The 23,651-nt window shown below is 36.8% G+C and carries 14 protein-coding genes; 9 read left to right on the forward strand and 5 right to left on the reverse strand.

What is annotated here, in order from left to right:
• From ACYQ0O_RS09750 to rsfS, 4 genes are all read right to left on the reverse strand, one after another.
• A partial coding sequence (locus ACYQ0O_RS09750) for a cysteine synthase (protein WP_459892560.1) occupies positions 1–2,037 on the reverse strand: 2,037 nt, incomplete at its 3' end.
• Between the two features lie 27 nt (positions 2,038–2,064).
• Positions 2,065–2,304: a hypothetical protein gene (locus tag ACYQ0O_RS09755; RefSeq protein ID WP_075069490.1), complete on the reverse strand. Its 240-nt coding sequence runs from the start codon at positions 2,302–2,304 to the stop codon at positions 2,065–2,067.
• A gap of 232 nt (positions 2,305–2,536) precedes the next feature.
• Positions 2,537–4,084, reverse strand: coding sequence for a 2,3-bisphosphoglycerate-independent phosphoglycerate mutase (gpmI, locus tag ACYQ0O_RS09760; protein ID WP_459892562.1), 1,548 nt, complete (start codon positions 4,082–4,084; stop codon positions 2,537–2,539).
• Positions 4,071–4,451: a ribosome silencing factor gene (gene rsfS, locus ACYQ0O_RS09765; RefSeq protein WP_459892564.1), complete on the reverse strand. Its 381-nt coding sequence runs from the start codon at positions 4,449–4,451 to the stop codon at positions 4,071–4,073. The genes gpmI and rsfS overlap by 14 nt, the downstream gene beginning before the upstream one ends.
• A 227-nt stretch (positions 4,452–4,678) precedes the next feature.
• Between rsfS and ACYQ0O_RS09770 the strand changes: the two genes are divergently transcribed.
• From ACYQ0O_RS09770 to ACYQ0O_RS09780, 3 genes are all read left to right on the forward strand, one after another.
• The gene (locus ACYQ0O_RS09770) at positions 4,679–5,983 is read left to right on the forward strand and encodes a phenylacetate--CoA ligase family protein (protein WP_459892566.1); all 1,305 of its coding nucleotides are present in this window, start codon (positions 4,679–4,681) and stop codon (positions 5,981–5,983) included.
• Positions 5,984–5,997: 14 nt separating this feature from the next.
• Positions 5,998–6,429 (forward strand): ACT domain-containing protein, encoded by a 432-nt coding sequence (locus tag ACYQ0O_RS09775; RefSeq protein WP_459892568.1) that lies wholly within the window; start codon positions 5,998–6,000, stop codon positions 6,427–6,429.
• 81 nt (positions 6,430–6,510) lie between these two features.
• Entirely contained in the window at positions 6,511–9,132 is a 2,622-nt protein-coding gene (locus ACYQ0O_RS09780) for a PAS domain S-box protein (RefSeq protein ID WP_459892570.1), read from the forward strand.
• Here the strand turns inward: ACYQ0O_RS09780 and aat are convergent.
• Positions 9,115–9,834 (reverse strand): leucyl/phenylalanyl-tRNA--protein transferase, encoded by a 720-nt coding sequence (gene aat / locus ACYQ0O_RS09785; RefSeq protein ID WP_459892572.1) that lies wholly within the window; start codon positions 9,832–9,834, stop codon positions 9,115–9,117. The genes ACYQ0O_RS09780 and aat overlap by 18 nt on opposite strands.
• Positions 9,835–10,023: 189 nt before the next feature.
• On the opposite strand from aat, the gene waaA reads away from it, so the two are divergent.
• The 6 genes from waaA (at position 10,024) to ACYQ0O_RS09815 (ending at position 23,615) form a co-directional block, all read left to right on the forward strand.
• A complete protein-coding gene (gene waaA, locus ACYQ0O_RS09790) occupies positions 10,024–11,304 on the forward strand; it encodes a lipid IV(A) 3-deoxy-D-manno-octulosonic acid transferase (RefSeq protein WP_459892574.1) in 1,281 nt (426 codons plus the stop codon).
• A 4-nt stretch (positions 11,305–11,308) separates the two neighbouring features.
• Positions 11,309–12,214: a lysophospholipid acyltransferase family protein gene (locus ACYQ0O_RS09795; protein ID WP_459892576.1), complete on the forward strand. Its 906-nt coding sequence runs from the start codon at positions 11,309–11,311 to the stop codon at positions 12,212–12,214.
• Between the two features lie 107 nt (positions 12,215–12,321).
• Positions 12,322–14,955, forward strand: a complete 2,634-nt coding sequence (locus ACYQ0O_RS09800; protein ID WP_459892579.1) for a cobyric acid synthase — start codon at positions 12,322–12,324, stop codon at positions 14,953–14,955.
• 97 nt (positions 14,956–15,052) lie between these two features.
• A complete protein-coding gene (locus tag ACYQ0O_RS09805; RefSeq protein WP_459892581.1) occupies positions 15,053–15,844 on the forward strand; it encodes a substrate-binding domain-containing protein in 792 nt (263 codons plus the stop codon).
• Positions 15,845–15,870: 26 nt separating this feature from the next.
• The gene (locus ACYQ0O_RS09810; RefSeq protein WP_459892583.1) at positions 15,871–16,452 is read left to right on the forward strand and encodes a hypothetical protein; all 582 of its coding nucleotides are present in this window, start codon (positions 15,871–15,873) and stop codon (positions 16,450–16,452) included.
• Between the two features lie 506 nt (positions 16,453–16,958).
• Positions 16,959–23,615 carry a PKD domain-containing protein gene (locus ACYQ0O_RS09815; protein ID WP_459892585.1) on the forward strand — a complete coding sequence of 2,219 codons (6,657 nt, stop codon included), beginning with the start codon at positions 16,959–16,961 and terminating at the stop codon, positions 23,613–23,615.
• Positions 23,616–23,651: the final 36 nt, after the last annotated feature.

Here is a 23,651-nt window from a genome sequence, read left to right on the forward strand (position 1 = left end):
AGGTGTAAGCTCCCTTTTAAAAAACATATTGTTGATTTTTTTGCAGAAGTCAAAAAGTGCTGGCCAGAACTTATATATTTTGAAGTCGTCTTCTATAAATGATGAAAATGACTTTTTTAAGTCATACAGGATTTGTTTTAATTCTTTTTTTACTTCACCTCCAGTGCCCATAATTGACATTACATTTATGGCACATTGTTGCACCCTTTCTTGATTCTTTTGCCACATCTTAAGGCTGTCTATATTAAGAGATAAGGATTTATGATAGGATTGGGATAAGAGATACATCCTGAGTGTCTGAGGTGAGACGACCTTTAATAGTTGGTCCAGTTTACCCATTGTATAATCATCTGATTTCACTTCACCTACAATTGTCCATATTTTAGGGGATAGGTTTAATCCAAATTCCCATATTGCCTTTAAATTTTCCATGTGGGGGAAAAAGTGAATACTGCCACCTAAAACCAGGTCTATTCTTTTTTGTCTGCCTGCTGATGCAGCCATTTGAAGATACCAGCTGGGACGAACATTTCCCCACCTTGTCTTTAAAAAATCTCCCCTTTTTAGATCTCTTAAAGATGCCCTTTTGAGTAAAGTAAAGTCCCTTGGATTGTCCTTTGCGTAATTTTCAAGCTCAACGGTCTTTCCCACATAAATTTTGTTTAAGTCAGCACCAACCAGCGTCCCATATCTTACGTCCCTTGATATATCGTAGTATACAGACCTGAGCTTTTCATAGCCCTTTCCCCTGTCCAGGATGTGTTGCGTAATCTCCACCATCATGTGAGATTCTCTGTAGGCGGATTTAAACTCAACATCATTAATAAATAGCTTTTTGGCATTTTCATGTAGTGTGTTTATAAAATATTCTGAGAAATCTAAAAGACCAATTCCCCTTTGTTCTGACTGACAAATTGCCTGATCATCGAAATCAGCTACACCTACAATTTGCTTTGGATAACAACCTTTATACTTAAAATATCCTCCTAACACATCTAAAAACAATATGCGCCTGAAGGTTTCAATATCCTGTGGAGAATCTGCAGAAGGACCAAAGGTAAAAAAGCAAGGCTCTTTATCAAAGGAAAGCAAGTCTTTTTTTTTGGACCTTAAATTAAATATAAATACACCTTGTTTTTTAGGAGAAACAAAGAGGGAGGTTGAAAGATACCTTTCTCCTCCATCTGGAAAGATTACAACAACCAGACCCCTATCCAATTTTTTTGCAACTTCTACTGCTCCAGCCAGGGCAGCCCCTGAGCTCATTCCAGCAAATATCCCCTCTTCTCTGGCAAGCTTTCGAGTATATTCAAAGGCTGTGTCGTCATCTATGTTGATTATTTTATCCACCTTATGCCTATCAAAAATGCCCGGGGGATAGGATGCTTGCATGTTTTTTAACCCCTGGATAGAGTGGCCTACATATGGTTCAATTGCTATTATCTGCACTTCAGAATTTAGTTCCTTTAGTCTTTTTGATATGCCCATTGCAGTTCCTGAGGTTCCCAGTGCAGCTACAACATGGGTTACCTTGCCGTTTGTTTGTTCCCATATTTCCAGCCCTGTTCCATTGTAGTGGGCATCAATTGATGCTGGATTGTTGAATTGATCCATTAGCACATATTTGTCCTTTTCTTCCCTGGCCAACCTATATGCTTCTTCAATTGCCCCATCTGTTGATAGATGACCTGGTGTTAGATATATTTCAGCTCCATAAGCACGCATTATCCTTTTTCTTTCTTCTGAGGCTGACTCAGGCATAAGGAGCATAAGTTTGTATCCTTTAACTGCACATACCATGGCCAGCCCAATTCCTGTATTTCCAGAAGTGGCTTCAATAATGATCTTGTCCTTAGAGATTTCTCCCATCTCTTCAGCCCTTTTTATCATTGCCAGGGCCACTCTATCTTTTATGGAACCTCCAGGATTAACTGACTCTATTTTTGCATATATTTTAACCCGTGGATTGGGATTTAGCCTTTTAATCTCAACCAGAGGAGTATTCCCAATAAGATCTAGCACGCTCTGAGATACCATTTATTTAGAACCTCCATTTTTTTAATATCATAGGAAATCTGGGGCAATTGCAGCCCTTCCATTGTCAAGAATTGTCTTTAAAAAGCGGATAGTCTTATCATCTGACGGGACTACTGGAAATTGCTTGTTGCAGGCATCACACCTGATAACCGTAGGCTCAAGTGGTGCAATAACTGGCACTTTCCTTGTGCAAAAAGGACATGGGTAATAGAGGATAATCTCCATCCCTTCTGGCTTTACTGGTTCAATGGGCCTTTTTGTATCCATGTTTTTCACCTGATTTTAACCTTAAGGTTCAGGGTTTGTTGAACATTATTATTTCATTAACTCCAAAGTCTCAAGCTTTGCTGTGTCTGTGGGTGTCTAAAGTTCAACGTTCAAGGTTCAAAGTTTTAGGTGCTCTTCACCCTTCTACCTTCTACTAACAACTAAAGACTAATCACTATTCACTAATCACTATATTAGTAATCAGAGCTAAAGAAATAGGCAGATTAAACAATTATTTTATTAGAACATCCCCTGTCATATCAGATGGTATTTGAGCGCCCCATGACTGTAAAATAGTAGGGGCTATGTCTCCTAATTTCCCTTGCTTTTTTAGTTCAGGTAAATTTTTATCCTTTTCATACCAGACAAATGCCACGGGGTTTTTGCTGTGCGCAGTATGCACTCCTCCTGTATCATCAATCATTTCATCTGCATTTCCGTGATCAGCAGTGACAAATAACCTGCCATCCCTTTTGTCAACAAATTTCATCACTTCTCCAACACAGGCGTCCACTGCCTCACATGCCCTTACTGCTGCTTCAAAGTTTCCTGTGTGACCCACCATATCCAGGTTGGCAAAATTACACACCACAAAGTGGTATTTATTTGATAACCATCTCATTTTAAGTTCCTTGGTAACTTCAAACACGCTCATCTCAGGCTTTTGGTCATATGTGGCAACTTCTTTTGGAGATGGGATGAGCTTCCTGTCTTCTCCTTTAAATGGTTCTTCCCTACCTCCATTAAAAAAATAGGTAACATGGGCATATTTTTCTGTTTCTGCAATCCGAAGTTGAGTAAGTCCCATACTGGAGCACACTTCTCCCAGGATGTTTTTTAAGGTTTCAGGAGGAAATGCAACAGCAAGGGGAAAGTCTTTTTCATATTGGGTCATTGTGGCCATTTCCAATATCCTGGGAACCCTTTTTCTTTCAAATTCTTTAAAATCGTCTTTAAATAAACTCATTGTCAGTTGCCTTGCCCTATCTGCCCTGAAGTTAAAGAAAAATATTCCATCACCGTCTTGTATCAACCCTAGGGGCCTACCCTTTTCTGATATAACCACCTTTGGTTCTATAAACTCATCGGTCTTTTCTTTTTTATAGTCTGACAATACTGCTTCATATGGATCTACGATCTTTTCTCCTTTTCCCAGGGTTAACATGTCATATGCAAGTTTGGTCCTTTCCCATCTTTTGTCCCTATCCATTGCATAATACCTTCCAACAACAGAACCTATTTCTCCTACACCTATTTCCTTCATCTTTTGCTTAAGTTTTTTGATGTAATCAGCACCTGAGGTTGGTGGAGTGTCTCTTCCATCCAAAAAGCAGTGTACAAAGACCTTTGTTACACCTGTTCTTTTGGCCAATTTTAGCAAAGCATAGATGTGATTTTCGTGGCTATGGACTCCCCCATCTGAGAGGAGACCAAGCAAATGAAGGCTGGAGTTGTTTTGTTTTACCTTATCCCAGAGAGAAACAAGGGTTGGATTCTCAAAAAAAGAACCGTCTTCAATGGATTTGTCTATCCTGACAATGTCCTGATAAACTATTCTTCCTGCTCCAATGTTTAAATGTCCAACTTCAGAGTTCCCCATCTGTCCCTCTGGAAGTCCAACTGCCTCTCCACAACTCTTTAACATTGTCCATGGATAGTTGCCAAGCAAATAGTCCAGATTAGGAGTCCTTGCTTTAAATACTGCGTTTATTTTTGGGTCTTTTTTCCCCTGTCCCCAACCATCTAAAATAAGAAGTATTGTGGGCTTAAAATTCTTCATGGGCCATCTCCTTAACTTTGTAAGAGGTTTTTTTTGCTCCTCTCCATAGCCCTTCTATGTTATAAAACTCCCTGGTTTCTTCTAAAAAGAGGTGTACTATGATCTCATTTAGATCAATTAATATCCAACTTCCAGCTTTATATCCTTCCATGCCAAGGTATTCCCATCTGTTTTCTGAGACCTTTTCCAACACAAAGTCTGCAAGGGCCTGATTGTGTCTTATGTTTACACTGGACGCAACTATTATTACATCTGTAATGGATCCAAAATCAGATATATCAATTGAGATTATGTCCTTTGCCTTTTTTTCAATTAGCCAGTTGGCTATGCTCTGCACTTTATAGTCAGTGTTATCTCTGTTTTGCATAATGATCCTGACTTCCTCCTTGTTTTTTATTGAGATTTGTTTAATCTGGCAATCTGCTTGACTAAAATCTAATATTAACGGATAATTTTGCCTACATTTTTTGTTTTGACATTTTTGTTCTTTTTTGGCTTAATATAGACTAAACACGTCTATATAATCACCCTGTTATATTTATACTGTTTACCTGCAATAGTCAAAAATATTCTTTTTTTAGGAGGAAATGAATCATGATGTATGATGTGGAAAAAGAGACTTTGCCAAGGGAAGATTTAGAAGCCCTTCAACTTAAACGTCTCAAATATCTAGTAGAAAGGGTCTATCACAATGTCCCTTTTTACAGAAGAAAGTTTGATGAACTTGGTGTTAAACCCGAACATATTAAGTCTTTGTCAGATGTCAAGTATTTACCATTTACAGAAAAGCAGGATCTCAGGAATAATTATCCATTTGGTCTTTTTGCAGTGCCAAGGGAAAATGTGGTCCGTATACATGCCTCTTCAGGAACAACAGGAAAGGCAACAGTGGTTGGATACACTCAGAGGGATGTGAACAACTGGGCGGAGCTAATGGGCAGGTCTTTTATGGCAGCAGGGGTTACAAGAAGGGACATAATCCATAATGCATATGGATATGGTCTTTTTACTGGTGGACTTGGTGCACACTATGGTGCAGAGAAAATAGGGGCAACTATTGTGCCAGTATCTGGCGGAGGTACCAAGAGACAGGTTATGCTTTTAAATGATTTCAAGGCAACGGTTATCTGCTGTACCCCATCTTATGCCCTGCATCTATACGATGTGGCCCAGGGTGCTGGTATAGATTTTAAAGACCTCTCCTTGCACACAGGGATTTTTGGAGCTGAACCCTGGACAGAGGAGATGAGAAGGGAGATAGAATCTAAACTCCATTTAAAGGCACTGGATATCTATGGACTATCAGAAGTTCTGGGACCTGGTGTTGCAATGGAGTGCGCAACTGCCCAATCAGGACTCCACATCTGGGAGGACCATTTTCTTGTGGAGATAATTGATCCACATACAAAAGAACCCCTTCCATATGGGGAAGAGGGGGAACTGGTAATAACCACTCTAACCAAAGAGGCGCAGCCACTTATTAGATACAGGACCAGGGACCTTACCTCACTGAATCCAGTCCCATGTAAGTGTGGGAGGACCCATGTGAGAATGAATAAGGTGCTTGGACGTTCAGATGATATGCTTATAATAAGAGGAGTCAATGTATTCCCATCCCAGATCGAGTCAATACTACTTGAAACAGAAGGTCTAACACCCCACTATCAGTTGATTTTAAGACGGGAAAACTCAATGGATACACTAGAGGTCCAGGTGGAAGTGGATGAGAATATCTTTTCTGACAAGATCAAAAACCTACAGCAATTAGAGGCAAAGATACAGAAAAACATTAAAGAATTCTTGGGTGTGACTACCAAGGTTAAATTGGTAGAACCCAAATCAATTATGCGGTCAGAAGGAAAGGCAAAGAGGATAATAGATTTAAGGGACAAAAAATAGAGGAGGCATGTGTTATGAAGCTGGAACAATTGTCTATTTTTCTGGAAAACAGGGCAGGTAGGCTCTGTGATGTAACCAGGGCCCTTGCTGAGGCAAAAGTAAACATCAGGGCACTTGCCTTAGCTGATACTTCAGATTTTGGAATATTGAGGATAATAGTATCAGATACTGAAAAGGCCAAAGAAACATTAAAGAAGCATGGTTTTACAGTTGGAAGGACCACTGTAGTGGCAGTTGAAGTAAAAGATGAACCAGGTGGACTACATGAGGTTTTGGATGTTTTGAGTAAAGAGAATATAAATGTTGAATATATGTATGCCTTTGTTCAACAATCCATGAAGAATGCAGTACTGATTTTTAGATTTGACAGAACAGACCAGGCAATTGAAGTATTAAAAAAATCTAATATTAAAGTGTTGTCTGGTGAAGAGTTGTATAAAATATAACCAAGGACTGTGTATGTGGAGTGTGTATGTGATCTGTAACTTTTACACACACCCACACATACACCCATACACACACCCATTATGATTAATATAAATCAACTAAATTATGAATTTGGGGTTATCCTTGCAGATACTAAAGGGGAACTATTATATATTAATGATTATGCCAAAGAATTCTTGGCTAAAAATTTTGATAATAATAGTTATGAGGATTCTTTCAATGAGATATTTGGTCCATATATAAAAGAAGCAAGAGAATATAAAAGGGAGATCTCCAGGGAGCTCTCCCTTAATTCCTCTTTTGGCAAGTACATAACCCTCCAATTTTCTGTTTTATTTCCCCCAGCTTGTATGGATGTCTCATTTGAGTATCTGATATTATTCAGGGATATAACTGAAGAGAAGGAGCACTTAAGTAGAATATCTGAAAGTGAAGATCTCTTTAGAAAATTAGCAGAGTCTACTAAAGTAGGAATTTTGGCATACCAGGGGACAAGATGGATCTATATAAATAGAGCTGCTGAAGAGATAACTGGATATGCAGTGGAAGAGATGTTAAATATGAATTTCTGGGATGTTGTGCATCCAGAACATAAGGAGATGGTAAGGGAAAAAGGGCTAAAAAGACAAAGGGGAGAAGAGGTTCCACCTTATGAGTTAAAAATAATCACAAAAGATGGAAAGGAAAAGTGGATATTTTTGTCCGGGGCTCAAGTTATGGTAAAGGGAAGTGAAGCCGCAATAGTATCTGTTATAGATATTACCCCTAAAAAAATATTAGAAAATGAATTGAGAAAAAGGGAGGAAAGATATAGGGATATTTTAGAAAATATGGAAGAGGGCTATTTTGAGACAGACCTTAGAGGTAATCTCACATTTGTAAATAATGCATTAATGCATATTGGGGAAGTGGATGATATTGAGAAGCTAATTAATTTAAATTACAGGGTATTTGCTCCCCCAAAAAGTGCAAAAAAGATGTTTATGGTCTTTCACAGGGTATATAGAACAGGGGTGTCTGAACTTCTAGAGGATTTTGAAATAATAACCTTTAAGGGAAATCGAAAGATAGTTGAGATTTCAGTTAGATTAATAAAAGATAAACAAGGAAATCCCTCTGGATTTTCAGGAATAGTAAGGGATGTAACAGAGAAAAAGAAATTAATAAGAGAGACCCTCAAAAATAGGGATTATTATAAGGCGATTTTTGAAAATGCTGCAAACTCAATAGCAATTATAGATGGTAGCTTTATGGTAACAAAGGTAAACAGAGGTTTTGAAAACTTATTTAGAATGAACAAATCTCTAATTGAAAATAGGAGATATTTCTATGAGCTTATATCTCCTGATTCAAGGGAGGTGTTTTTTGAAACCTATGCCAGGATAAAAGGAGGATTTCCTGCTAGTTCTCAAAAGTTATTAGAAATTAAAGGCATTAATGCTTGGGGAGAGGGATTAAATCTACTATGTTCAATGTCAAAAATTAAATCAGAAGATCATATTGTCATTTCCCTTGTTGATGTAACTCCTCAAAAAAAGGCAAAGAAAATGAATGAGGATCTGGAAGAACAACTTAGAAGATCTCAGAAAATGGAAGGAATAGGTCTTCTTGCCAGTGGCATTGCCCATGACTTTAACAACATACTCCAAGGGATATATTCCAATTTAATGTTTTTGGACAGAAAAGATTCTTCATCTCAAATACGTGCAAGGGCAAATATTGAGAAGTTTATTGAGAGGGGCACCAATATTGTAAGAGAACTCCTTTCATATGCAAGGTCTTCTGTTGAAAAATTTCAACCTGTGAACATAAACAATTCTATTCTGGACATATCAAATCTTTTTATAACAACACTTCCACCAAATATTGAAATAGACCTTGATCTTGATAAAGATGTAAAGAATATACATGGAGATCCTGTAGGGATTCAACAAGTTCTCATGAATCTAATTACCAATGCTGTAGATGCCATTGGCAGTAATCGGGGATCCATAATTATTAGCACTCAAAATGTCCATGTTAAAGATACAGACACTATTCCCAAGGGTGAGTATGTGTGTATAAAAGTTTCAGATTCAGGAATGGGGATAGAAAAAGATGATCTAAGTAAAATATTTGATCCTTTTTTTAGTACAAAGTCAAAGGGAAAGGGGACAGGGTTAGGTCTTTCTATTGTAAAAAAGATTATCGAAGAACATAATGGATTTATATTTTGTTCATCAATAAAGGGCAAGGGAACCACCTTTAAAATATATATTCCTGCTGTTTATACAGGAGAAACCCAAAAACCCAGGGAAGCCCACATAAATTTTAATGGTAAAGACAAAATCAATAGGAGAAATGTTAATATCTTTTTAATTGAAGATGAAGAAATGATATTGGAGACATCTTCTATTTATTTAAAAGATAAAGGATTTAATGTTGTGTGTGCTATGAACGGAAAAGACGCTGTGGAAAAATTTAACCAAAACCATGAAGATTTTGATGTAATAATTTTAGATATGAATATTCCTGAAATATCAGGAATTGAACTTTTAAATAAATTTTTAGAGGTGGATCCACACAAAAAGATAATAGTATCTACAGGATATTCCTCAGATATCCTCGATACTTCTAAACTCTCTAAACAAAATATACGTTTTCTCCAAAAACCATACTCTTTAACCACCCTACTTGATACAATATTAGATGTCCTCAATTAAATATATATATTCAGAGAGCACCTTTGGTTTCCATAGGTCTTGAGGAGGAGTAAGCCAAAGGGCCTTTTTTAATTCTGTTATAAATATTCGTCTTTTTATTGGTTTTGCACCAAATCTCATTAGATGAGATGTGACCTGCTGGCAGTCAATAAATTTGAAATTGGCCTTTTTTAACATGAGAACAAGCCATACAAAGGCCACCTTAGATGCATTGGAAATTTGGTAAAACATGGATTCACCAAAAAAAACTTTTCCAAGACAGACCCCATATAGTCCTCCAGCAAGTCTTCCATTAGACCATGCTTCAATGGAGTGACAGTAGCCAATTTTATGTAAATTTGTATAGGCCTCAATCATTTCAGGTACCAGCCATGTCCCTTCAGTACCTTTTCTCTTTATTTTACTGCAATAATTAATCACCTCTTCAAAGGCATAGTTGATTGTCACTGTGAATTTTCCCTGTCTTATCGTACGTCTGAGCCTTCTGGATACATGTAGATCCTCTGGCCTTAATACCAGCCTTGGATCTGGAGACCACCACAGGATTGGAGAGTGTTCATCATACCAGGGAAATATGCCATTTTTATAGGCAACAATGAGTCTGTCTGGGCTCAAATCTCCTCCAATAGCAACAATGTCGTCCACATCCTCAATTAGAGGATCTGGAAATACTGGTTCTGGAGGAAGGGAATATATTACCATATCCTACCCCTTTTGCTGTGTCTGTGATCTGTAACTTTCACACACACTTACACCCACACTTACACATTTATGCTTTTTCTCTTTTAAAATCAAGAAGTGGACTCTTGTCACAAATATTTCCCTTTTCTAAACTTGACCAATTTTTTTTTATAAACTATCTCCCCATTTGAAGGAGTAAAGGGAGTAGGTATGAACTCATTTTACAATTTGCTTGCCTATGGATCTCTGCCAGTGGCCCTGCTTAGACTTTTTTATAAGAGCCTTAAACTCCCCCAATATAGGGAGAGGATCTCTGAGAGATTTGGTATAGCTCCTTTCCCAAACCTTAGTAGATCAATCTGGATACATGCGGTTTCTGTTGGAGAAGTGCAAGCTGCCTTCCCAATATGTTTTAAACTAAGGGAGAGCTTTCCAGATGTTCCAATAGTTATAACTACAACCACACCAACGGGATCTAATATTGCAAAAAAAAATCTTAAATCCAATATGTATCATTCATATCTGCCATATGATGTGGATAAATTTATAAATAGATTTATATTTCATATAAATCCCATCTGTTTTGTTGTAATGGAAACAGAAATATGGCCAAATCTCTTTGAAAAACTGTATAGATATAATGTTCCCATTGTTATTGCAAATGGAAGGATTTCTCCATCTTCTTATAAAAATTACCTGAAGATTAAAGGCATAATTTCTAAAGTTCTATCTAAGTGTAGCTATATTTTGGTGCAAAATAATGTATATGCAGATAGATATGTGGACATTGGAGCACCTAATGAAAAAGTGAAAATTTCTGGAAATATAAAATTTGATATTCCCATTCCAGAGGATAAGGTTGTTCAAGGAAGGGAAATAAAAGAGCGATATTTTGCAGAATATAAGTTTTTAATAGGAGCATCCACCCATGGAGAAGAAGAAAGGATATTGCTTGATATATATTTAAATCTTCTAAAAAAAATAAAACAACTAAAGCTTATATTGGTACCAAGGCATCCAGAAAGATTTAATTTTGTATATGATTTATGCATCTCTTATGGCCTTAGTGTTCACAAAAGGTCACAGGCTTTGGTCCCATCTAAGGAGTTTGATGTATTATTAGGTGATTCCATGGGAGAGATGATGATGTACTATGCAATGTCAGATGTGGCATTTGTGGGTGGTTCCATGGAGAAAGTTGGTGGGCACAATGTGTTAGAGCCTGCCTCTATTGGTGTCCCTGTGATTGTTGGTCCACACTATTTTAATTTTCAAGAAGTAATAGATGTTTTTAGGAAAAAAAATGCAATAGTGGTTGTTAAAGATAAACGTGAATTGGAAAAACGGACCTATCTCCTTTTTAAGGATAAAAATATAAGATGTAATATTATAAATAGTGCAAAAATGGTTCTAACAAAAAATAAAGGGGCCCTTTCCAGAACCATGGACATAGTTGTTCCTCTTGTTGAAAAATGTGTACAGGGCAATTAATGTTATGGTTAAAGAAATTTTTTTTGAAACATTGGTACAGATTTTATTAAAACTCAATATTAAACAAATATCAAAATTGGGAAAGGGCATCGGGATATTTATGTGGATTTTTGTGCCCTCCAGGAAAAAAAGGGCAATTACCAGCATACAGGATCATTTAAAGGTAAGTGAAAGGGAAGCAAAAAATATTGCCTGGAAAAATTTTTTCAATACTGGACAGTCCTTTGCTGAGATTTTCTATAATCTAAAAATAGATTATCATTTCTTGCATAATTTTGTGGAGATAAAAAATGTGGATATTTTAAATAAAATTAAGTCATTAAATAGGCCAATAGTTGCAGTGACTGGACATTTAGGTTCCTGGGAGCTTTTATCTGGCATGATGGCGATTTTGTTTAGAGATATTCCTACCCAGATAGTTATTAGAGAGCCAGATGATCCCACAATAAGTAGAATTGTGAAAAGACTCAGGGGAAAATACAAGCATGAGATAGTGCCACGTGACAATTCAGCCCCAAGGATAGCCAACACATTAAAACAAAATGGGATGTGTGCCTTTTTAGTTGATCATAATTGTGGCAGGAGAAAGGCTATCTTTCTGCCCTTTTTAGGAGAAATAGCTGCAGTTAATTTCGGACCAGCATTAATGGCAGTCAGGACCAGGGCAATAGTCTTACCTGTATTTCTAACAAGGGGAGGGGACAAGGGATATGAGCTACATTTTTTACCACCCCTAGATACCTTAGATTGTCAGGGGAACCTCAAGGATAAAGTGAGTTGTATTTGCAAATTTTATACAGGGGCTGTGGAAGAAATGGTTTTAAGATACCCAGACCAGTGGTACTGGATTCATAATAGGTGGAGGACCAGACCTAGGACTGTGTATGTGGACTGTGTCTGTGGTCTGTAACTTTCTCATATACACACATACACCCACACTCACACTTTCACACACATACACACATCTACACACCCACAATAAGAGTTTTTGGGACTTGAAACACAACATTAAACTAGATGGGAGTGGATATAGTGGAGAAATTCCAGCACGGTGGAGATTTGTTCAGGATTGCCAGGGAAATTGGGACATCATCAGATGAATTGATTGACTTTTCTGCAAATATAAATCCCCTTGGGCCACCCCCTTCAGTTATCCGTTCCATTAGAAACTCATTACACAATATTGTCCACTATCCAGAAACACCTCCATATGGTTTAATTGAGGCTGCAAAGGATTTTTATGGAGTTTGTGAGGAAGAAATATTATTTGGAAATGGTTCCACAGAATTACTATACATACTTCCAAGGATTTTAAATAAAAACAGGGCTGTGATAATTGTCCCATCATATGTGGATTATGAGAAGGTATCGAGATTAAACGGTTTGGATGTTGATTTTTTTTATTTAAAGGAAGAAAGGGAATTTGTATTGGACTCAATTGAGGATTTAATTTCCCTTTTAGATATCCCATCCATAGTTTTTATAGGTCAGCCCAACAATCCAACTGGAACATTGGTTGATCCAAGGTTATTGAGGGAGATGGCGATTTCCTGTCCCGACTCAATTTTTGTTGTAGATGAAGCATTTGGTGATTTTGTTGATGGAATAGACAGGATGTACATTGATCGTCCTGAAAATGTAGTTGTACTTTTATCCCTTACAAAGTTTTTTGCTATTCCAGGCATTAGACTGGGACTTATGATGGCAGACAAGAGTATAATAGAAAAGACCAAATCATATTTACCTCCATGGTCAATAAACTCCATTGCATATGAGGTTGGAAAAAATATTTTTCAGGAAGAAAAATATATCTATGAAAGCAAAAAATACATATTAGAACAAAGAAGTTTGCTTTTTAATGAATTAAAGTCAATTTCTTACCTGCATCCCTTTGAATCATGTGCCAATTTTATTTTAGTAAAGATTATTTCTCAAGATATAGATGTGTCTTTTGTAAAAAAATCTCTCTTAAAAAAGAACATCATTATTAGAGATTGTTCCAATTATATGGGCCTAAATAATAAATTTTTTAGAATTGCAGTGAAAAAAAGAGAAGAGAACCTGTATTTAGTGGAATGTTTAAAGGAAATATCCTCCCCTGGTAAAAGAGGTTGTTTAAGAAAAATCTATCCCATGGGTCCATATTCTCCCTTCAAAACACCTGCTATTATGTTTGTTGGTACATGTTCAAATGCTGGTAAATCCATTCTGGCGGCAGGGCTTTGCAGAATTTTATACAATGAAGGGTTTAAAGTGGCTCCCTTTAAAGCCCAAAACATGTCTTTAAATTCCTATGTAACAATGGATGGGGGAGAGATGGGTAGGGCCCAGGTCCTTCAAGCACAGGCCTGTAGATTGGATCCCGATGTGAGGATGAATCCAGTGCTCTTAAAGCCCTCAACTGATACAGGCTCCCAGGTAATTGTACTTGGAAAGCCCGTTGGCAACATGGAAGTATTAGACTATGTTGAGTATAAAAAGAAACTGTTAACGGTGGTAAGAGAGGCGTACGATTCCCTGGCTCAAGAGTTTGACGTAATAGTTTTAGAAGGGGCTGGAAGTCCTGCGGAAGTGAATCTAAAGCCACACGATATTACAAATATGGAAATGGCAAGGTATGCAAGGGCGAATACTTTTTTAGTTGGAGATATAGATAGGGGAGGGGTATTTGCTTCGTTTATTGGGACCATGGATTTACTCAATAAATGGGAACAGGATTTAATCAAGGGATTTATTATCAATAAATTTAGAGGTGATGCGTCTTTACTGGACCCTGCTATAGATTTAATAGAAAAATATACTGGTAAAAGTTTTTTTGGAATAGTTCCATATATAAAAAATTTAGGTCTTCCTGAAGAAGATTCTGTATCTTTTAAAATGGGATGGGATAAAATTAAAAAAAATAGAGATGTGGAAGTGAAGATAGCATGTATTGATCTTCCACACATATCCAATTTTACAGACCTGGACCCATTTTTATTTGAGCCAGATGTATCAATAACCATAATCAAAAATAAATCAGATTTAATTAAAAATGAATTTGATGTAATCATTATACCTGGAAGTAAAAACGTAATTAAAGACAACGAATATTTAGTACACTCTTCAATTGCAGAATCCATCAGGTCTATTATACATAAAAAGCATACTCAGTTAATTGGTATATGTGGTGGTTTTCAAATAATAGGAGAAAAGATAAGTGATCCATATAATATTGAGTCAACTAAAATTAATACACATGGCCTAGGATTTTTGCCAGTTATAACAGAGCTGGATAGAAAGAAGACATTAATTCAAACAGAGGCTGTCCATATACCCTCTGGGTTAAAACTAACAGGTTATGAAATTCACCATGGTAAGACCTTCTGTATAACATCAAAAGATATTGTGACTGTTGTGAAAAATAAAAAAGGAGATGAAATTGGCTTTGGAACAAAGGACCTCAAGGTATGGGGGAGTTATTTGCATGGAATATTTGATAATGATCTTTTTAGAAGGTGGTTTATCGACCAAATTAGAATTAAAAAGGGTTTAGCTCCCCTTAAAACAATCCAGGCCCAATACAGTGTTGAACAGGGCCTAAATAACCTGGCAGAGGTTTTGAAAAATAGTTTGCACCTGGATAGAATCTTTAGTTTCATAAGTAGATAATACAGTATTCCTATTGATTTTTCTGGGTATGTGGGTTAACATTTAAGAATAAATTATTGCTTAAATAGGTAACCAACTGATAGGTAGGAGTATTGAGATGAAAAGATTTATTGTTTATTTCTTTATTGTTTTTAGCTTTGTGGTCTTTAATAGGGATCCTGGATTTGGAGAAGAAGTACTGCATATGGCTACCTCAGCTCAGATAGCCCATGCTTTTGGAATGGATGTGGTCAAAGAGTTTGAGCAAAAGCACAATATAAAGGTAAGGGTATTTATTTGTTCTTCTGATACAGCCCTGCAGAGGATTGTTAATGGATTTAGTGACATTGCCTGTGTTGCCTTCAGACTGCCAGCAACTTATATAGAGCAGGGGTATGTGGAAATTCCCTTTGCAAAAGACCCTCTGGCTATAATAGTGAATTCAAAAAATGGGTTAGAGGACGTTTCCACTGGTCAGTTACGTCAGATATTTTCCCATCAAATAACTGACTGGAGCGGTTTACAAAATGGAGCAAATGGTCCCATTTACACTATAATTCCCAATATGAAAACAGCCCTTTATAAAAATTTTAAGTTGCTAATTATGCAGCAGATTCCAATTAGTTGGGATTTTCAGTCATATCTGTCAATTAATGTGGTGAGGCTGGTGTCAAACATTAATGGTTCAATTGGTTTTATTTCAAATGGTGCTTTAAAGGATAAAAAGGGAGTGAAAAAATTAAAAGTAAATGGTAGAGATGTGAAGGATAAGAGTTATCCATATTATCAGACCTTTTCATTTATTACAAAGGGTGTTCCCACCAGGAATGCAAAGGAATTTATAAATGCTGCAATGTCCAAGAGAGGCAGGGAAATAATTATTTCAAAGGGTATGTATCCTGTGTTTTAATTTTCCAAAAAAAGGCTTTTTACAACATGAAAAAGGGATTTTTGTTTTTTGTTTTATTATCCTGTTTTTTTATATATTCCTGTGCCACTGTGATTACCTCTTCCATGCCTCCCTATACCTTTGAAAAAAAAGGCGATACTAAATTAGGAGGTGTAGTTAGTTTTGATTTTTCACTAGAGCCGCTGGGAGGTTACACATACAGGGTAATGGAGACACCAATTTGTTCAATTGAACAAAGAATTATTTTAGTTAAAAAAAAGCAAACAAGGGGGGCACTGGTTGCACTGGTTGAGTTACCAATATTTGGTCTGGGACTGGCAGATTGGGTGATAGCTGATACTGTTGCCCAAAACAGTAAAGAGGAGATTGATAAAGGATATGTGCCATCAGGGAGATTTAAAAGGTGTGGAAGACCATCTCCACTGAGATCGGGAAAGATAATTGTACAGATTCCTTTGACTTCAACTGTCATGGAAATGAGTACGGATGTATATGGAATTCTGGATTTAAAGAAAATAATTAGTTCTCATCCAAATTCTGAAGTGAATATTTTTGTCAAAAAGAAAGACAGGGTATATTATTTGACATCTTTGTCTTTTAATGGATAATTTTGTATGTCCGTTATTTAGAAATTGTATCTCTAAGTAATATAATTTTATAATTTAAACTACGATGTTTATGAAAAAGTATAAATACGTTTTAAAATGATAAGAATAAATATGGATCACATCTTACTCACTTCATAAAATTAAATTAATTTTTTTGAGAAATTTGTGTAATATCCCTCTGTTATAAAATTAAAATCCACCCAGGAATGTTTAGAGATACTCCCCTATAAAATTAATCAAAAATTTTTATTAGATATAGTCTCAAAATATTATTAAATAATTATTTATAGAAATATATTTACAAAAATATATAAATAGACTATAATAAAATTGAGATTTTTTAATTTGAACTATAACAATAAGTTAAGTAGAAAATTGAAACAACTAAAAGTTTCACTTTATGATCTAATAAAAAATTTCAACAATAGCATCTATAGCATCTATGGGGTGTTAGTTTATAGGAAGTTCTCAACTATAATGTATTAAACTGATCATAGGAGGGGAGTATGAGGAGAGACAAGATTAAGATGTTAAAATTGCCCTGGAATTCTGTTTGGCGAAGCAATTTCCGAAGTTTAATTCTGATTGTACCCATTTTATTTATATGGCTTTTTTTTCTTGGATGTGGTTCAAATGACAATAATGAAGTTGGAAGTAATGTTTCTCCTAATTCCAACACTCAACAAAATCTCGTGCTTACTGGTACTGTGAGGAATTTAACTGCTAGTAGTAAAAGTAGATCAACTCGAGACATGCTTGATGTGATAGGCAATGCAGAAATTAAACTATTTGTGGATCTTAATGAAGACGGGGATTTTGACCCAAAAACAGAACTGTTTGTAACTCAAAGTAATTCCAATGGTGGTTATTATCTTGAAGTTCCTGGGATTTCTGTTGGAAAACGTGCTGAATTGCGGGTCGAGAAATTGGGGTTTAGTACATTTATACGACTTTATCAATCATTGCAGGGACCTATAGTTTTCGATCCATTGTTGTCTGAGGGTGCGGTAACTGCAGTTGACTTGAGTGGTATAACGGCCTCTCCTTCTCGCGGTTCCAATGAAGTTATTATTAGTAGTGATGAAGTGGTGACCCTTTCATTAATAACAGAAGGAACTAGCAATAAAAGGGTGCTAAAGAGAATTTCAAAAAATGGGGAAACCAGTGGAGGGGAAGAATTAACTAGGATTTCTTTTCCTTTACGTGGCCTACATATTTCAAGAGGGGTAACAAAACTATATGCCAGTGTTGCCTATTTAGACACAGTTAAAGATCCAGATACTATGCCTGGAGGATTTATTTCAGAAGGAAGTGGAGAGGATCCCATAAACGTTCTTTCTACATATGGAGCATCTCAGATTTCGCTTTATGATGAATTGGGTAATAAGCTTCTCACTGACCCCACTGATAGAAGTCGACAAATTAATATTCGTATTGCGATTCCTTATGAGGCGTACTCTACTCTTCAAGATGAAGATCCCTCAACAGATGAAGTTGATATCCCTTTATTTTACTATGACGAGGGTTCAAGGACATGGAGAATGCACAGAAACGAGGATGGCACTCCTGCATATGGGCATTTGGAAGACAGTTATGGAAATAGGATTACCCAAGACAAATTGATGGAGATAGTGGGTGAAAAAAATTCAACAATGATTCTTTTTGGGGTAGGAAAGGTGAACCATTTTAGTACATGGAATTGTGATAGGGCAGGCCGTTCAGTTAGTTATCATGCTAGGTTTCGCTCCAAAGATGGTAAGCCGCTAGATGGTTTTTCAACTCGTATAAGATCCATAAATGGAGGAAGATCTACAGATGTAGATAATAGATCTAATTCTAATCTACATACCTATCGGGCCGAAACTGCTGAGAGTATTATCAAACGTGTGTTAGACAGGAACATTACTCCAGAGCTGCGTTCAAAACTTTTATATTCTATTATGAACTCTAACAATCCTGATGCCATTGCTGCTCTCATAGAGGCCCTTCAAAGATACGAGCAAGAACAACTAGGAGACATTGCTTCAGAAAAGAGTGATTTTGCAAGAGGTTTGAGGGCTATATTTCAACAGAAAGAAATTACGGATGCATTTATTAATCCAGCGGGCCTAGATTGCAGAAAAACACCGGATTTATGTAAAGGTGTAATAGCAGCAGCTGCTGAAGCTGTGAATAATTCCAAAAAAGCTAAACAAGTTACAGCATTTCTCATGCAGATTGCAGTTGATGCATACAATCCCAGTAATATGGATTTTGAGTATGCAGCCACAAAGGGTTTAGATTTTCTGGATATTGTAGCGAATACCAATGGTGTAGCAAAAGAACTTGGTGATATTCCTCAGCAGGTAAAATCAGCAAAGGACTTGGCCAAACAAGCGTTGGATGCCTATAAAAAGTATAAAAATGGTACAGGTAGCTGGCGGGATTATTGGGATTTGGCAGACAAACTTCGTGAGACAGTCGGGAACATAAAAAATCTAGCTTCTACCCTTGGCGGACGTTCCATTAAGAGAGCGTATAATTCAATCAATGTTACACGCAGCGTTCCCAATCCCCAAACCCCTGAAGATGAAGAAAAAGTTGTTAACGAAATTACTGAGGATGTACTCTCATCTTATGATGAGGTGGGGGGAGTTTTATTTGGATACTCTCGCATGAGACGCTATAAATGGGGCTATTTTGATACAACAGGCCAGTTTAATATTGTAGAAGATTGGCCCAATAAACCCACTTTTTTAGGAAGTTCCTCTGCAGTAATGTTAGAATATTATAATGGGACTCAATGGGCGCCAATAAATGGAAGATCAGATCTAGGAGTAGACGCATCATTTATTTCAGTTCCTTTTGTTTCTTCGTATGGAACAGGTACTCCACAGTCTCCTGCCATATATTTAGGCACTTGGACGTTGGATGTTGAGCCAAACATGTTGGTCACAGGCAAGATTGAGACTACTGGAGGTAATCCTTTGAATGGGATCCCTGTAATTGTTGCAGGGCAAAAATTAATATCTGATAATAATGGAAATATATCTGGCAAAATAACATGGCTCAGTGAATCTAATTGGCTACCTTGCCAAATCCCCTCGGTTAATATGTGGTGCAATGCCAGAGTTGAGGAAGGTGGGGTACATATTGATGACATTAGGGTGGTTGATAGGATCTCAATCAATGGACAAAAAGTACCCTGGCGGACGAGCCTTAAACGGGGAGAGTCCATAGAGATAAAGCCTACAAGATGGTCCAATACAATTAGTGGTCGTGCTTTGTCTTATACTTATCAGCTTTATAAAGGATATGTAACAAATGAGTCTGTACCAATTAAAGAGACTTCAGGGGATTCTTTTGAATTTAGTGTTACTCCTGAGATAAACATAGGTTTATATACCCTGAAAGTAACCATAAGTGTCCCAGATGATCAATCAATTATTCCAAAAGATTTATATCTATATATAGATGTACAAAGTACTCCGCCTGAAATCAAAAACTTTACGTTAGATTCTATGCAAGTAAAAGCTGGAACACCTGTAAATGTTTCTTTTGATGTGGAGGACGCAGATGGTCCCTCTAATATAAGATACAAATCACTGTCGGTTATTTGTAATCAAAACAAGCTTAATGTCAGGTATATAACGCCTAACTTACAATCAAATGGAACATGGTCCATATCCACTGAATGGGCGTATCCTGCTTTGGATGAAACAATAGAGTGTCAAGTTACTGCATATGTTCAAGATAATAACTGGCTGACAACCAGGGAGGAAAAAAGCTTCACTATATTACCAAATCCCGTACCACCAGAAGTTTCAACAGGAGGGTTAGATAATGACTATGTAATATCTTTACAGCAGGTTTATCAAAACAACACATGGAAACAAGCTGCAAATATATGGTTAAAAGGATATGTTTGGTTTAAAGACAAAAACAGAGATATAGATCATTTTGAGCTAGACTGTGGCAATGGGACTGGAGCTATTTTATCTCAGAATTATTGGGAAATTCCATCCTGTTACTATACATCACCAGGAGATTATGATGTCACTTATAAAATATTGGACTCCAAAGGATTAGAAAAGACTCTAACAACTACTGTTCATGTGCTATATCCGTTAAGGTTTGATGTTAATGTGCCAGAAGAAATTGTTTTTTCTCAAAATGGGACTACAATAGTTAATTTGCCTGCAAGTGAAAATGCTAGTGTTAATATTACAATTAGTGCAATAAGTGATAATGGACCCAATGGTTATAAAGAAGGTGGTGGGACCATTGCACAAGGTTCTTATTCAGTTACATACAGGTCTGGAAATCGTTGGTGGTGGAGTGAGACAATTGCTAGAGGTGAAGAGATTCCTGAAAATGGAACTGTTCCCATAACATTGGATAGGCCTGGAAGCTATTCAATTAATATGTGGGCACAAGATTCTTATGGAATGTATGCACGATTTTCCAAAGTAATAGAAGTAATTGCTCCTTTTGATGGAGAACTTCAAGTAAATGAAATGGGGATAGATGAATTTATTAGCTCTGGTAGTTGGGTAATGGTTGGGGATAAAATGGAATTTTCAGTGGTTAATGCAACAAAAGGTGTTGATTTGAGGTATCGCTGGTATGTGGATGGTAGTGACAAGGGAGAAACTCAGGATCCCAGTTTTGAGTATAGTCCTACTACAGAAGGTAATCATACTGTTAAGGTGGAGATGCGAAATGCTCAAGAGACTGCCAATGTACATAAGATAACTCGGGAACTTAAGTTCCAGGCCTATTCACCACTGCCCATTGATGTTTTAAATGAGGAAGGAAATGTTGATGATGGATTAAGGATAAGAGATTCAGTAAGTTTTAAAGTCTCTATCCCAGATGGAGTTACCATTTCATCTGTGAAGTGGATTATAGATGGACCTGAGAATGGCTTTTCTCCAGTTCCCACTAACAGTACACTTAAATCTTCCTGGATTTTTGTAAGCTCAGGCAATTATACTGTTAAGGTTTTGGTGGAGGATGATAGAGGTGTGGTATCTGAAAAATCTTATGGACCTTTTGAAGTTATTGCTAAGCCACCAGTGATAAACTCATTTGTTGCCAATCCCATGTCTGGAAGTCCACCCCTTAAAGTTAATTTTGTAGTCAATGCAGAAGATCCAGATGCTCGAGTTGGTGAATCCTTAAGTTATAGGTGGTTTGTTGATGGTCAGCCCATAAGTGCTGGAACAAACAATACTTTTAACTATGAGTTTAAGTTTGAAGGATCTCACAATGTCAAGGTTGAGGTAACTGATGAAAGTGGTTTGACTGCTGAGGAGACTGTTACTGTTGCTGTTAGAGACCTTCCTCCCGTCATTTCCTGGATTCATTTAACCCCCAGTTCAGGGGTAGCTCCTTTGAAAATTCAAGCACAAGTTAATGCCACAGATGATAACGGTATTTCAAAATACGAATGGTATGTAGATAAGCAAAAAGTCGGCGAAGGAACCACGTTGGATTATTTATTTTCTACTCCAGGAAACTATAATCTAAAGTGTGTTGTAACTGACAATAAAGGCAATTCCTCCTTTAAAGAGGTAACAGTTTATGTCTTTGATCCAAATGCTGCCACCACTGTATTTGAATTTAAAGAAGTCAGAGCCGATGGACTGGGGCCACTGGTTGATTTTGATGCCCTTGCAGATGTAATTCAGCATGGGGGTGGATTGTGGTTTGTGTATACTCCTCTAAATGATGCAACAGTGAATCAAAATGACTTGATAAATTTGAAGGCACACATGGAATTTCAAAAAATGGGGTTTTTTGGATTTCATGGAGAAAGCTGGGGAAGTTTGTCAGATATATTGGTTCAAATAAATATACCTGGTAATTACGAAGTGGGAATTAACACCTGGAATAGTGGATATAATAGAACTGTCCAATTCCCCCAATCATATACATGTGGATCCCTTGTTTTTAGGGATTGGGCGCAGAGTTTTGGTTATTGGGGAGACCAACAAACTCCTTTGAGTTCTTCTAAAATTTACCCACCTATTTCCTATATTACTAAAGACGGAAAAGTAGATGTAATAGCTTTATTGGGAGAATGGAACAAGGAGAATAGCACATGTGAATACAAATATTGGGGTTTTAAAGGATCCACCCAAGACCCAATAATCCTAAGTAATTCGGATTCTGTGGAATTGAAGCCATTATTAATTAATGTCCCCGAAGGCCTTCAGGTAAGTTTGTCAGATGTGTTTATCCTTATTGATGGAATGAAATTGGGCTTTGGAGAAGTGCATCATTTACCAAAAGATTCTCAAGGTAGATATAAAATCCCAGTTATTCCTGGAGCAGATTACTTGTTTAAACTTGGCATAACATTTTCTGATTCATATTGGAGTGTTGAAGTGCCTCTCAGTGGACAAAGTGTGACTTCAGATGATTCTGACATTGTTTTGGACCTTAGTAACTTACAGGAAAAATCTCCAATAAATATTTCAACCCCTGTTTCTGGTTCTTTTTGGGTACAGATTCTTAATGCTTCAGGAATCAAAATGATTTCCTCACAAAATTTATCTGATAGCGTAAATACAAAAACTTTTCTCTCTATACCCAATGAAATAGGAATGCACATATTTTTTGATGGCACAAACAATGGAGATGGTACAGGATATTATCAATGGTTATCTATTAATGATATCCCAAGTGAAATAGACCTGTTGAAACCTAATACTAATGTTAGTGTGTCCTATCCTGGGATTGAAGTAGATAGTCAAAATAAAACTGTAACGGTACATTATGAGGCCAATGGAGCTGATGCCTGTGTTGTTGATTTGAATATGGAGTTTGATACTAATGGAGATGGATACGCTGATCGTAATAGATATGAACATTTTCTTTCTGATGGAAAAGTTGCGCAATTTACAGTATATTATCCTTTGCCTGAAAGTGTTATTGAAGGATGGGAAGGTGGTGATGTTCAAAGCTATCCAGCTACAGATGCGTTGAGTAAGGTAACAGCACGAGTGAATTGTTTTAGGATATCAACTGACTATGATTCTTTTATTCGTGATCTTCTATCAAAAGGGGTTTTCTTAGAAGAAGCCTCATTTTTTGGGTGGCCTCCAGAAAATTTAAGAGAGATGAATACTGTGGATGAGATGGTGTGGAAGCAAAAAATATGGAAGTCGTCTCAATAACACAAGATGAAGTAGAATGAAAAATAACAATAAGAC

The sequence above is a fragment of the Desulfothermus okinawensis JCM 13304 genome, from assembly GCF_054654515.1.